Here is a 13,292-nt window from a genome sequence, read left to right on the forward strand (position 1 = left end):
TGCAGCTTGAAAGTTGAAGAGTATTTAGATTTCACTCCCCACCCTTAATTTTCAGGGACTGCCATGAAACCAATCACCATGTCTCAGTTGCGCCAATGGAAACAGGCTCAACGCAAGTTCGCCACCATCACTGCTTATGATTTCAGCTTCGCAAAACTGTTTGCCGAGGAAGGCATTGGCGTCATGCTGGTTGGCGATTCATTAGGGATGACCGTTCAAGGCCACGACTCCACGCTGCCGGTAACCGTAGCAGATATTGCCTACCACACTCGCGCGGTACGCCGTGGCGCGCCGAATTGCCTGTTGCTGGCTGACCTTCCGTTTATGGCATACGCCACCCCGGAGCAAGCTTTTGCCAACGCCGCAGAGGTAATGCGCGCCGGTGCGAACATGGTCAAAGTCGAAGGGGGTCGCTGGCTGGTTGATACCGTCAAAATGCTCACCGAACGTGCGGTTCCCGTCTGTGGGCATTTGGGCTTAACGCCGCAGTCCGTGAATATTTTCGGGGGTTATAAAATCCAGGGACGCGATGAAACCACGGCGCAAACGCTGCTTGATGATGCCCTGGCCCTCGAAGCCGCAGGTGCGCAGTTGTTAGTGCTGGAATGTGTGCCGGTTGCACTGGCAAAACGCATTACTGACGCGCTGGTTATCCCGGTTATTGGTATTGGGGCTGGCAATGTCACTGACGGACAGATTTTGGTGATGCACGATGCGTTCGGCATTACAGGCGGTCATATTCCAAAGTTTGCGAAGAACTTCCTCACAGGAACCGGCGACATGCGTGCTGCGGTGCGCCAGTACATCAACGAAGTTGAGTCCGGCACCTATCCAGGTGAAGAACACAGTTTCCACTGACAGGAGAAGGGTTGTGTTGATTATCGAAACGATACCGCTGCTGCGTCAGCAAATCCGCCGTTGGCGCCAGGAAGGTAAGCGCATTGCGGTGGTCCCAACAATGGGGAACCTGCACGACGGGCATATGAAGCTGGTCGATGAGGCAAAAAGCCGCGCCGATGTGGTAGTAACCACCATTTTTGTTAATCCGATGCAGTTTGACCGCCCGGATGACTTAACACGCTATCCACGCACCTTGCAGGAAGATTGCGAAAAGTTAAATCGCCGCAAAGCGGATTTGGTGTTTGCACCTGCTCCTGGTGACATTTTCCCGAAAGGCCTGGATTCGCAGACTTTCGTCGAAGTTCCTGGGCTTTCGACCATGCTCGAAGGTGCAAGCCGTCCGGGGCATTTCCGTGGCGTTTCTACTATCGTCAGCAAGCTGTTTAACATGGTGCAGCCTGACATCGCGTGTTTCGGTGAGAAAGATTTCCAGCAGCTCGCGTTAATTCGCAAGATGGTTGCGGATATGGGCTACGACATCGAAATCATCGGTGTACCAACGGTGCGCGCAAAAGATGGCCTGGCATTAAGCTCGCGCAATGGCTATCTGAACGCTGAACAACGCAAAATCGCACCGGGCCTGCATAAAGTGATGCAGTCTCTGGCGGACAAACTGCTTGCCGGTGAGCGCGATACTGAAGAGATGTTAGCAATCGCGGCAACTGAGCTAAATGAAAAAGGCTTCCGTTCAGACGACCTGCAAATCCGCGATGCGGATACGTTGCTGGAGCTGGATGCAGAGAGCAAGCGCGCGGTGGTGCTGATGGCGGCATGGCTCGGACAGGCGCGTTTAATTGATAATGTTCAGGTCGAGCTCGCGCAGTAGACAGCCTGGCAAAATCGGGCAATACTGCCCAACTCAATTCCGGCGGCAAGCGCTGAGCTTGCCGCTTATGTAACCCTATAGTGACGAAGGTTTAAGCTATGATACGCACCATGCTGCAAGGCAAACTTCACCGTGTCAAAGTGACGCAGGCGGATTTGCACTATGAAGGTTCCTGCGCCATCGATCAGGATTTCCTTGAAGCGGCTGGCATTCTGGAATATGAAGCCATTGATATTTATAACGTCACCAACGGTAAGCGTTTCTCTACTTACGCGATCGCTGGTGAACGCGGTTCTAAAATTATTTCGGTTAACGGCGCTGCGGCACATTGTGCCGATGTGGGCGATATTCTGATTATCGCAACTTACGTGACGATGCCGGATGAGCAAGCGCGTAGCTGGCAGCCGAAAGTGGCTTATTTCGATGGCGACAACGAAATGAAACGCCTGGCGAAGGCTGTACCGGTTCAGGTTGCCTGACCCCCACCGTTGAATTAAAAAGGCCTGCTTTGTTAAGCAGGCCTTTTTTTGTCTCACGATTTCGGTTGGTTGGAGATCAGTCGCGACATCGTTTCTAACGAGTCAGTACGTAATACATAAAGCCGTTTCAGTAAAAACGGGTTATCTCCTGGCTTCACTTTCCCACGTACAGTCGTCACCGCCATATGGAACCCCGCGTCGTTGGCTGCTTTCACAGCTTTATCGTTATAGCCACCAAAGGGGTACGAAAGGTATAAAACATGCGGATTAAACTGTGCCAGCGCGCGTCTGGAATGTTCAAAATCGAGCAGGATATTGCGGTAGGTACGGCGTAAAAGCGTCGGCTGGCGGTTTGCATCAACGCGATGCAAAAAGTGCGTGTGCGACTGGATATCAAACACATCCTGGCTGGCCTGTAATTCCGATATGCTCATAAATTGCAGCGTTTTCGGGTTCCAGGTTTGCGGGTGTGCCTTTATACGTGACGAAATAATAAATGACGTTGCCTTAAAACCGTACTCTTTGAGGATCGGGTATGCGTAGCGATAAACCGACTTTAACCCATCATCAAAAGTAATCACCACCGCGCGCGCAGGCATGTTCATTCGATTGCGCACGTAACCTTCGAGCTGATACAGAGTCAGCGTGGTGTAACCCATATCCCGCAGCCAGGTCATTTGGTTGCTGAATGCCACAACCGACGTGGTGGTTGATGTATGACGAAAACGGGTGTTCTCTTCGTCACGCAGAATATGGTGATAGGTAAGCACCGGAATGCCGTTATCCGGCTGGGCATCAAGGCTGCTGATATACCCAAGGCGGTTGCCAATTCGAATCTGATACCAGGATTGGTTAAGTCGGTCTTTCAGACTGGCAATTATGGGATAACGTAAGTTATTCGCCAGCGTACCAAACGGGGCGCTACCGCTGTCTGGTGCGTTATACACGGTCACGTCACGGAAGGTCACCAGGTTTTGGTTGCTCAATGGCTTATGCAAATCACCCAGACGATCTTCAACGCGTTGTTTTCCCTGCACTGGCTCCAGATGCGTTTTATCAATAAAGCCCGTACCAAAGCCAAAACTGAACTCGTAATAATCTGCCGCCGTCGGGACGACTGCCAGTATTTGCCCTTCCTGAATAGTGCCGACAGAGATGACTTTGTCCCCCACTTGCGCCCAAATATCGGCATCTTCAGTGGTTTGCATATATTGCGCGGGAGTATGGTGGCTGCTGAGCAGGCTAGCATTAGCGCTACTACCACAAATCAGCATCAGGGCTGCAAAGATAAGACGAGTTAGCATAACGGGTTTGATTGCACTGAGTGTCTCAATGACGAGAAGAAGCGGTCATTCTAACAAAAGCCCGCCCAATACCAACCGTTCAAATCAATAATGGTGTAGTAACACGAAGGGGGGATTTTTTTGTTGCTGATGCCAAAGGCTGGTGATGTCGCCCCCGCCATGCTCAACAATATGGTCGCGGAACGCTTCACTGGTCAACGTGGTTCGATACGCACGCATCGCGAACAACACGGGTAACGTAACGCCGGAGATCACTTCACAATGGGTATGTTGGTGGCTGATTAATGCCGCAGTACGATAAGGGGCGGCCCCGGCCTGGTCGGTCAAAAAGACCACCCCGTCACCCGAATCACAATTGTACAGCGCATCACACATCATACGACTCAGCATATTGGTGCTCAGTCCCTTCCAGTAATTCACCGAACAACATTGAGCCTGAGGCCCAAAACGACGCTCAATTGCATCCAGCATATCCTGAGCGTAGTAGTCATGACCCGCAATCACCCAACCTAACATGGCATTCTCCTTTTTGCAGGTCGACAGTGTGCCAAGGTGAGATTTTTGCGCTGTGATACGAATCAATAGCAGGTAAGAAAATTCTTAATTTATATCCCCTTTCGGTTGTCTCTTAGTCACAACTTTGAGATTAGTATGAGTTGTTTATGCCAAAAGGGGTGAAGGTTCCGTTCACCCGAAGTTTTCCGTTACATGCAGCCACCGAACCGGTGAACGACTTAGGGTGGTCAACGTCAAAACCTAAGGTCAAAAACAACACCGGTTTTGACCTTGTTCCCGGTATAAATTGCCCCAGTGTTCCCCATAAATCGGGGTCACGTGGTCGGGAACCACGTGAGAGAGCGATCGTCAGGAACGAATCGCGAACGACCCTGATGTTGGGGATAAGCTGGGGTTTACCGCTTCAGCGGCAATTTAAAACCGGGCGCCGAGGTCGCCAGGAGGATGGCGTAATCCTCCTGGCACGTTCACCGTTTACAACGGTTACAGGGATAGCCAAACCCACGGGTGAACGGAAAATCTGCGCAACTTACAGACCTCACCCTGAAAGACTACTTGAGTCAATCTGTATAAGAGACCGCTTCTCAGGGAGGCTATGAAAATTAGCTACGCAGGCCACGCCCACGTTGAATCAAATACCAGCACAGAATATAGAATGCGGTGATAAAGCCGACCAGTACCGTGATGGTGAACAGCAGCGGTACGTCATTGATGCCCAGGAAGCCGTAACGGAAACCACTGATCATATACACCACGGGGTTCAAGTGGGACAGCGCCTGCCAGAACGGCGGCAGCAGCGTCAGAGAGTAGAACACGCCGCCCAAATAGGTCAGTGGAGTCAGCACAAAAGTGGGGATCAGGCTGATATCGTCAAAGGTTTTGGCAAACACCGCGTTCAGCAAACCCGCCAGCGAAAACAGAATTGCCGTCAGTAACAGCGTTAACGCGACAAAGAGCCATGAATGAACCTGGAATGGCACGAAGAACAACGAAACGGCCGTCACCATAACCCCAACGCACAAGCCACGTGCCACACCGCCACCAACGTAACCCGCAATAATGATATGGGTCGGCACCGGTGCCACCAGCAACTCCTCAATGTTGCGCTGGAATTTTGCGCTAAAGAATGAAGACGCTACGTTGGCATAAGAGTTAGTGATCACCGCCATCATGATCAAACCCGGCACGATGAACTGCATGTAAGTAAAGCCATGCATTGAGCCGATTTGCGAGCCGATCAAGTTACCGAAAATAATAAAATACAGGGTCATAGTGATGACCGGCGGTACTAGCGTTTGAATCCAGATACGCGTGAAACGATGGATTTCTTTGGTCCAGATACTTTTTAACGCTACCCAATAGAGATGCATCATGCCTGGTCTCCTTTTGACCCGTTGACCAGCGTGACGAACAGCTCTTCGAGACGGTTTGCTTTGTTACGCATACTTAATACCTGAACACCTTGCGAACTTAACTGGCTGAAAACACTATTTATCCCCTGCTCGCGCAGCACTTCAACTTCCAGAGTCGACGTATCCACCAGGCGATACTGGTAGCCATCAAGCTGTGGCAGCGGGCTTTTCGGCGCTAAATCGAGGATAAAAATTTCTGACTTCAGTTTGGAGAGTAATGATTTCATTGACGTATTTTCGACTAACTCGCCATTTTGAATAATACCAATGTTGCGGCACAGCATCTCTGCTTCTTCAAGATAGTGGGTGGTCAAAATAATGGTGGTGCCTTTGTCATTCAGATCCTTCAGGAAGCCCCACATTGAACGGCGCAGTTCGATATCGACGCCCGCTGTTGGTTCATCAAGAATTAACAATTTAGGCTCATGCATTAAGGCACGGGCAATCATCAAACGGCGCTTCATGCCACCGGACAACATGCGCGCACGTTCGTTGCGTTTTTCCCACAGATCGAGCTGTTTCAGGTACTTTTCGCTACGTGCGATGGCTTCGCTACGTTCAACGCCGTAATAACCCGCCTGATGAACAACAATCTGTTGCACCGTCTCAAATGGGTTAAAGTTAAATTCCTGCGGCACCAGCCCAAGCTGGCGTTTGGCGTTAACAATGTCTTTTTGCAGATCGTAACCAAATACGCGAACCCGACCTGAGGTTTTATTGACCAGCGAGCTGATAATACCGATGGTGGTGGATTTTCCTGCGCCGTTTGGCCCCAGCAGGGCGTAAAAGTCCCCTGCTTCAACACGAAGATCTATGCCGCGCAGTGCCTGTACACCGCCTGCATAGGTTTTCGTTAACTGTTCCAGTTCTAATGCAATTGTCATTATTTACGGTTGCCTTGTCCGGTACAAAAAAGTTGCGCCCCAAATAATTCGAGTTGCATGAAGGCGGCAAGAACAAGAATCCCGATGAGCTTACTCAGGTAAGTGATTCGGGTGATTGAGCGCAGCCAACGCACATGCAGCTTGAAGTATGAAGGGGATAGCTGTTTTAAAATTTATTCAGTTGCCCTATATTACCTCAACGCACTTCTCCTGTTACAGGTTGTTAACTTCCATGAAAGACATTGATACCCTCATCAGCAATAACCAGGTCTGGTCAAAACTGATGGAGGACGAAGATCCGGGTTTTTTTGAACGTTTGTCTCAAGCCCAAAAACCTCGCTTCTTGTGGATTGGCTGTTCCGATAGCCGCGTACCTGCCGAGCGTCTGACGGGCCTTGAGCCTGGCGAGTTGTTTGTTCACCGTAATGTGGCAAACCTGGTCATTCATACGGATTTGAATTGCCTTTCTGTTGTTCAGTACGCAGTAGATGTTCTTGAAGTTGAACACATTATCATCTGCGGTCACTACGGATGCGGTGGTGTACAAGCGGCGGTTGAGAACCCAGATTTAGGGCTGATTAACAACTGGCTGTTGCACATCCGCGATATCTGGTTCAAGCATAGCTCCCTACTGGGAGAACTCCCACCGGAGCAGCGTCTGGATACGCTTTGCGAACTGAACGTAATGGAGCAGGTTTATAACCTCGGCCATTCCACCATTATGCAGTCCGCGTGGAAACGTGGACAAAAAGTCACCGTACACGGTTGGGCTTACGGTATTCACGATGGTCGCCTGCGCGATTTGGAAGTGACTGCCACCAGCCGCGAATCGCTGGAGCAGGGCTACCGTAGCGGGATTTCAAATCTTCAGAATTCTCATATCAGCCACAAGAATAGAACACCTTCTCAGTAACACAGATAGCAAAAAGGGCCTTAAAGGCCCTTTTTTAACGTCAAAACTTCGCGCTTTTCGACACGTTACTCGTCCAGCAGAACCACTTTACCGACGTATGGCAGATGGCGATAACGCTGAGCGTAGTCAATACCATAACCCACCACGAATTCGTCAGGAATGGCGAAACCCACCCACTCAACGTTCACGTCCACTTCACGACGCTCCGGTTTATCCAGCAGCGTACAAATTGCCAGTGACTTTGGCTCACGCAGGCTCAGAATTTCGCGCACTTTGCTCAGCGTATTACCGGAATCGATAATATCTTCGACGATCAGCACGTCTTTACCGCGAATATCTTCATCGAGATCTTTCAGGATTTTCACATCGCGGGTGGTGGACATGCCGCTGCCATAACTCGATGCCGTCATAAAATCGACTTCGTGTGGCACGTGGACTTCACGGCACAGGTCCGCCATGAACATAAATGAGCCACGCAACAGACCAACCAGCACCATATCACTACCGCTATCACGATAATGTTCAGTGATCTCACGACCCAACTCAGCGATACGGGCTTTGATCTCCGCTTCGGGGATCATCACTTCAACAGTATGTTTCATAGTTATAACCATATGATTTAAAAATAAATCATTCGATATCGGTTAATTTTAAACCAATACAAAATATTCAGGCCAGCAGTATAACAGCAAAACACATTCTCATCCGCTATCAGTAAAAAAGCCATTTATGTGATGAATATCACACTTGTTAATAACTATAATGAATTGCTATCAAATTTTTAAGAGCGTGATAATTGTGAAAACAAATAACTCTGGTTCGCGAGTCATCGCAACCTTAACAGCCCTGTTTGCAGTACTGACCGGGCTGTATTTACTTATTGGTGGGATATGGTTAGTGGCAATTGGGGGTTCCTGGTACTACCCAATTGCAGGGGTGGTGATGCTAGTCACCGCAGGTTTACTTTGGCAACGTAAAGCATTGGCGCTGTGGCTCTATGCCGCATTACTGCTTTGCACCGCAGTGTGGTCAGTCTGGGAAGTCGGTTTCGATTTCTGGGCATTAACACCGCGTTTAGACGTACTTTTCTTCTTCGGCGTTTGGTTACTGCTACCGTTTGTTTATCGTCATCTGATTCAACCGGCTACAGGTGCCGCTCCCGCACTTGGGGCAGTACTGGTGATTACCGTGATTGGACTGGCCTGGGCGGTATTTAACGATCCGCAAGAAATCAACGGCACGCTGAAAAGCGATGAACTGGCAACGACAGCAAGCTCCACCATTCCTGATGCCGATTGGCCTGCATATGGTCGCAATCAGGAAGGACAGCGCTACTCTCCTTTAAAGCAGATTAACGATAAAAACGTCGCTCAGCTTAAAGAGGCGTGGACCTTCCAGACGGGTGACGTGAAGCGCCCAACCGATCCGGGTGAAATCACCAACGAAGTTACTCCGATTAAAATCCGCGACACGCTTTACCTGTGTACCGCTCACCAGCAACTGTTTGCGCTGGATGCGGCAACCGGTAAACAGAAGTGGAAATTCGATCCGCGACTGGATACCAACCCTTCGTTCCAGCACGTGACTTGCCGTGGGGTTTCTTACCACGAAGCGACTGCGGATAACGCAAGTCCGGATGTCGTTTCAGACTGCCCACGTCGAATCATCCTTCCGGTGAATGACGGGCGTCTGTTTGCCATCAATGCCGATAACGGTCAGCTGTGCGAAAGCTTTGCTAACAAAGGTATTCTGAATCTGCAAACCAATATGCCGGTGACAACACCAGGCATGTATGAACCCACTTCACCGCCAATTATCACCGATAAAGTGATTGTGATTGCGGGTGCAGTGACAGATAACTTCTCTACTCGCGAGCCGTCTGGTGTTATCCGTGGCTTTGATGTGAACAGCGGCAAACTGCTGTGGGCATTCGACCCGGGTGCAAAAGATCCGAATACCATTCCAGGCGACGAACATCATTTCACCCTTAACTCGCCGAACTCCTGGGCGCCAGCCGCCTATGATGCAAAGCTTGATTTGGTCTACCTGCCGATGGGGGTCACCACGCCAGATATTTGGGGCGGTAATCGCACTCCAGAACAAGAGCGCTATGCCAGCAGCATTGTCGCTTTGAACGCAACGACCGGGAAACTGGCATGGTCTTATCAAACGGTTCACCACGACCTGTGGGATATGGACATGCCATCGCAGCCAACACTTGCCGATATTAGCGACAAGAACGGCAACCTGATCCCGGTTATCTACGCACCTGCGAAAACCGGCAACATCTTTGTGCTGGACCGTCGTGACGGCAAACTGGTCGTTCCGGCTCCGGAAAAACCCGTTCCGCAGGGTGCAGCGAAAGGTGACTACGTTACGCCAACCCAACCGTTCTCTGACCTCAGCTTCCGTCCGAAGAAAGATCTCAGCGGCGCGGATATGTGGGGGGCGACGCTGTATGACCAGATGGTCTGCCGTATTATCTTCCACAACTTGCGTTATGAAGGCATTTTCACACCGCCGTCTGAGCAAGGCACGCTGGTGTTCCCGGGCAACCTGGGGATGTTCGAGTGGGGTGGAATTTCAGTTGACCCGAACCGTCAGGTGGCGATCGCCAACCCAATGGCCCTGCCGTTTGTTTCTAAGCTGATGCCACGCGGCCCTGGCAACCCAATGGAACCACCGAAAGATGCTAAAGGTAGCGGTTCTGAATCTGGCATTCAGCCACAGTACGGCGTGCCATATGGCGTGACGCTGAACCCGTTCCTCTCTCCGTTCGGCTTACCGTGTAAGCAACCGGCGTGGGGCTACATCTCTGCGGTCGATTTGAAAACCAATGAAGTGGTGTGGAAAAAACGTATCGGTACGGTGCGTGACAGTTCACCTCTTCCACTGCCGTTTAAAATGGGGATGCCAATGCTGGGCGGCCCAATTTCGACCGCAGGGAACGTGCTGTTTATTGGTGCAACCGCAGATAACTATTTGCGCGCTTATAACATGAGCAACGGTGACAAACTGTGGGAAGCGCGTCTGCCAGCTGGTGGACAAGCAACGCCGATGACCTATGAAGTGAATGGCAAACAGTACGTCGTGATTTCTGCGGGTGGCCACGGCTCCTTCGGAACCAAGATGGGCGACTATATTGTTGCTTATGCTTTGCCGGACGACGCTAAGTAGTTTTCCCCTCCCCCTAACCCTCTCCCAACGGGAGAGGGAACTGTTCGGTTTTCTCCCTACCCTGTCAGAGCACGGTTTTCTCCCTCTCTTGTCAGAGCCGGTTTTCTCCCTCTCCTCGTGGGAGAGGGCCGGGGTGAGGGCCATTTTACGCCACCGTAAATCCGAGCATCATGCCGGTATCTTCATGTTCGAGCAGATGGCAGTGCGCCATATACGCATGCTCCTTTGAAGCGACATGATCAAAACGCACTAACACTTCGCTACGCGCGCCTTCCACACGCACGGTATCTTTCCAGCCCTGACGATGGGCCGCTACCGGTTGACCATTTTCACTGAGGATACGGAATTGCGTTCCATGAATATGGAAGGGATGCAACATCATGTCGCCTTCGCCGGAAATCGTCCATTTCTCGTATTTGCCCTTTTCGGCAGCGAAAGCTGGCGTATTCATATCAAACGCTTTGCCGTTAATCTTATTGGCATTATGGAAATCGAAACCAGCGCCCTGTTTGCCGTGATTCATGCCGCCGTGATTCATCTTTCCATGGTCCATATTCCCCATGCCGCCCATATTGCCATGCCCGGACATCCCCATGCCGCCCATCGCCTGAGGGCCGTATTTATCCATCAGCGCCTGCATTCCCATCATATCCAGCATCGGATCCATCATCAGTTGCAACCAGCGTTCGGTAACCCCTTCATGATTGGGTATCGCCGGGACGATAGCCAGTTTATCGGGCAGTTCGGCAGAAGCGGCGATAATCAGCGGTTGGATGCGCACGACAGGCACTGGCTGGTCAAAAGGCGCGACCGTCATACCCATTTGTTTAACCGGCAGCGTGACGATATCAAACGCTTTGCCGTCACGAGTATCTACCAGCACTTCGAAGCGCTCCCCCATTAACATGGAGAGTTCGGTGACTTTGACCGGTTCCGCGAGCAGGCCACCATCACTGGCAATCACGTACAACGGTCGGTTATCGCTGGCGGCAATATTTAATGAACGAGCGTTACAGCCATTGAGCAAACGTAAACGCAGCCAGCCACGCGGGTTAGCATGTTGTGGGTACACCGCTCCGTTACACAGCAGCGTGTCGCCAAACCAACCAACAGCCGCACTCATCAGATCCAGTTGATAATCAATTTGCCCATCGGCACTGAAACGCTTGTCCTGGATAATCAGCGGCACATCATCGATGCCCCACTGCTTCGGTAAGCGCAGCGCACGGCTTTCGCTATCCTCAATCAATACCAGCCCCGCAAGGCCCATCGCGACCTGATGACCCGTTTTTCCATGCTGATGCGGGTGGAACCAGCATGTTGCCGCGCGTTGCTGCGGTGTAAATTTCACGGTGCGTTTGCCACCTGCGGCAATGACACCTTGTGGACCGCCGTCGACATCGCCGGGGATTTCTAAACCATGCCAGTGAAGCGTCGTCTCTTCCGCGAGGGTGTTATTTATCTCAACGGTGACTTCTTCACCCTGACTAAGTTGTAACGCAGGCCCAAGCAAATTGCCGTTATAACCCCAGGTGGTGGCCGTTTTTCCATTGAATGTGCTTTTGCCGCCTTGTACGGTTAAACGGATGCTATTCTTTGCATCAGGGGAGAGAATTCCGGGGATCGGCAATGCGGGTCTGTCGGCCGCCAGTGCCGCTTTACTCCAGAGCGGCAGAGCGCTAAACGCACCAATAGCAGCAGAATATTTTAGAAAATCACGGCGATGCATATTCAATTCCTTTCTTTAGCAGGCGTGCTGTTGAGCATAAACCTTTACCCAAGGGGAAGGTCAAGTTTTACCCAGAGAATAGAGCTGTGAATAATTCTCGTCGCGTCTTGCTCAACTGTGCTAACGTTTCGTATCTGATAAAAAGTGGTAGATGTGATGAAGATGGGTGTTAGGGCATTAATGCTGGGATTGTTGCTGGCTTTTTCTACCAGCAGTCAGGCACTTAGCGAGTCTGAAGCAGAAGATATGGCCGATCTTACTGCGGTTTTTGTGTTCCTGAAAAATGATTGCGGCTACCAAAATCTGCCTAACGGACAAATTCGTCGCGCACTGGTGTTTTTTGCACAACAAAACCAGTGGGATTTGAGCAATTACGATACCTTCAACATGAAAGCATTGGGTGAAGACAGCTATCGCGATCTTAGTGGCATTGCCATCCCAACAGCGAACAAATGTAAATCGCTAGCCCGGGACTCGCTCAGCTTGCTCGCCTACGTGAAATAACCAAAAAATATGTCGTCCCAAAAGTCACTCAATAAACTTTTGGGACACTGCATCAAACGGGCTTAGCGATTTTGCGCAATAAATTCCCGGTAGGCGTTAACCACTTGCATAAAGTCCTCAACGCCGCAGAATGACAAGCTCTCTTCGTCGTAGTAATTCATCCCGTCTTCCATTTCATCACCGGTTATTTCCAGCTGATTGGCACGGATAATCACCTCTTCTTCATCGAGCCACAACGTGTATTCGTGCCCAGTACGTTGCCACTGGCGTTCACTACCTTTTACTGAGTTTGCTGCCTCTTCAACTTCATCGAGCAGGGCGAGATTATCTTTTACTTCTTCATTAAACCAATGACCCACCACTTCGTGACCCATCGACATACGCACTTTCACCAACCCGGTGACATCGCGCAAAAATTCATATTCCATGGTGTTTTCCTCTACCCGGCCTGGGGAAATACAGTACCCCTTAGCGTATAAGGTAATTATCGCAGCAAAACCGGCGAAAAACAGGATGTAAGTACAGGATAGGGAAATAAAATTGAGTGGTCTGATGCCCTCACCCCGCCCCTCTCCCACGGGGAGAGGGAGAAAAGCGGAGAGTCCCCTCTCCCACGGGAGAGGGAGAAAACCGGACAGTCCCCTCTCC

General features: G+C 50.8%; 13 protein-coding genes. 6 read left to right on the forward strand and 7 right to left on the reverse strand.

Features of this window, described 5'->3' with window-relative positions; translation table 11 throughout:
* The first annotated feature begins 63 nt into the window (after window positions 1-63).
* The 3 genes from panB to panD all read left to right on the forward strand — a co-directional run bounded on the left by panB (window position 64) and on the right by panD (window position 2,205).
* On the forward strand, window positions 64-858 hold the full coding sequence (panB, locus tag RHD99_RS19860; protein WP_183272806.1) for a 3-methyl-2-oxobutanoate hydroxymethyltransferase: 795 nt from the start codon (window positions 64-66) through the stop codon (window positions 856-858).
* A 13-nt stretch (window positions 859-871) separates the two neighbouring features.
* Entirely contained in the window at window positions 872-1,726 is an 855-nt protein-coding gene (gene panC / locus RHD99_RS19865) for a pantoate--beta-alanine ligase (protein WP_309876093.1), read from the forward strand.
* Window positions 1,727-1,824: 98 nt separating this feature from the next.
* Window positions 1,825-2,205, forward strand: coding sequence for an aspartate 1-decarboxylase (panD, locus tag RHD99_RS19870; protein WP_034493438.1), 381 nt, complete (start codon window positions 1,825-1,827; stop codon window positions 2,203-2,205).
* A 53-nt stretch (window positions 2,206-2,258) separates the two neighbouring features.
* Here panD and RHD99_RS19875 read toward each other — a convergent pair whose 3' ends face one another.
* The 4 genes from RHD99_RS19875 to RHD99_RS19890 all read right to left on the reverse strand — a co-directional run bounded on the left by RHD99_RS19875 (window position 2,259) and on the right by RHD99_RS19890 (window position 6,321).
* Window positions 2,259-3,509: a polysaccharide deacetylase family protein gene (locus RHD99_RS19875; RefSeq protein WP_309876094.1), complete on the reverse strand. Its 1,251-nt coding sequence runs from the start codon at window positions 3,507-3,509 to the stop codon at window positions 2,259-2,261.
* An 84-nt stretch (window positions 3,510-3,593) separates the two neighbouring features.
* Entirely contained in the window at window positions 3,594-4,025 is a 432-nt protein-coding gene (locus RHD99_RS19880) for a PTS sugar transporter subunit IIA (protein WP_183272803.1), read from the reverse strand.
* Window positions 4,026-4,627: 602 nt separating this feature from the next.
* Window positions 4,628-5,398: an ABC transporter permease gene (locus RHD99_RS19885; RefSeq protein ID WP_183272802.1), complete on the reverse strand. Its 771-nt coding sequence runs from the start codon at window positions 5,396-5,398 to the stop codon at window positions 4,628-4,630.
* Window positions 5,395-6,321, reverse strand: a complete 927-nt coding sequence (locus RHD99_RS19890; RefSeq protein ID WP_309876095.1) for an ABC transporter ATP-binding protein — start codon at window positions 6,319-6,321, stop codon at window positions 5,395-5,397. The genes RHD99_RS19885 and RHD99_RS19890 overlap by 4 nt, the downstream gene beginning before the upstream one ends.
* Window positions 6,322-6,553: 232 nt before the next feature.
* Here RHD99_RS19890 and can point away from each other — a divergent pair, with 232 nt between their 5' ends.
* Window positions 6,554-7,234, forward strand: a complete 681-nt coding sequence (gene can / locus RHD99_RS19895) for a carbonate dehydratase (protein WP_034493430.1) — start codon at window positions 6,554-6,556, stop codon at window positions 7,232-7,234.
* Between the two features lie 65 nt (window positions 7,235-7,299).
* Here can and hpt read toward each other — a convergent pair whose 3' ends face one another.
* Complete coding sequence (hpt, locus tag RHD99_RS19900) at window positions 7,300-7,836, reverse strand: hypoxanthine phosphoribosyltransferase (protein ID WP_183272800.1); 537 nt, start codon at window positions 7,834-7,836, stop codon at window positions 7,300-7,302.
* 160 nt (window positions 7,837-7,996) lie between these two features.
* Here hpt and RHD99_RS19905 point away from each other — a divergent pair, with 160 nt between their 5' ends.
* On the forward strand, window positions 7,997-10,411 hold the full coding sequence (locus tag RHD99_RS19905; RefSeq protein WP_374708444.1) for a glucose/quinate/shikimate family membrane-bound PQQ-dependent dehydrogenase: 2,415 nt from the start codon (window positions 7,997-7,999) through the stop codon (window positions 10,409-10,411).
* A gap of 145 nt (window positions 10,412-10,556) precedes the next feature.
* Here RHD99_RS19905 and cueO read toward each other — a convergent pair whose 3' ends face one another.
* Window positions 10,557-12,140 carry a multicopper oxidase CueO gene (cueO, locus tag RHD99_RS19910; protein ID WP_309876097.1) on the reverse strand — a complete coding sequence of 528 codons (1,584 nt, stop codon included), beginning with the start codon at window positions 12,138-12,140 and terminating at the stop codon, window positions 10,557-10,559.
* 156 nt (window positions 12,141-12,296) lie between these two features.
* On the opposite strand from cueO, the gene RHD99_RS19915 reads away from it, so the two are divergent.
* On the forward strand, window positions 12,297-12,644 hold the full coding sequence (locus RHD99_RS19915) for a YacC family pilotin-like protein (RefSeq protein WP_064539870.1): 348 nt from the start codon (window positions 12,297-12,299) through the stop codon (window positions 12,642-12,644).
* Window positions 12,645-12,706: 62 nt separating this feature from the next.
* Here RHD99_RS19915 and yacL read toward each other — a convergent pair whose 3' ends face one another.
* On the reverse strand, window positions 12,707-13,072 hold the full coding sequence (gene yacL / locus RHD99_RS19920) for a protein YacL (RefSeq protein ID WP_270140561.1): 366 nt from the start codon (window positions 13,070-13,072) through the stop codon (window positions 12,707-12,709).
* Window positions 13,073-13,292: the final 220 nt, after the last annotated feature.

The sequence above is a fragment of the Buttiauxella selenatireducens genome, from assembly GCF_031432975.1.
Taxonomy (GTDB): Bacteria; Pseudomonadota; Gammaproteobacteria; order Enterobacterales; family Enterobacteriaceae; genus Buttiauxella; species Buttiauxella selenatireducens.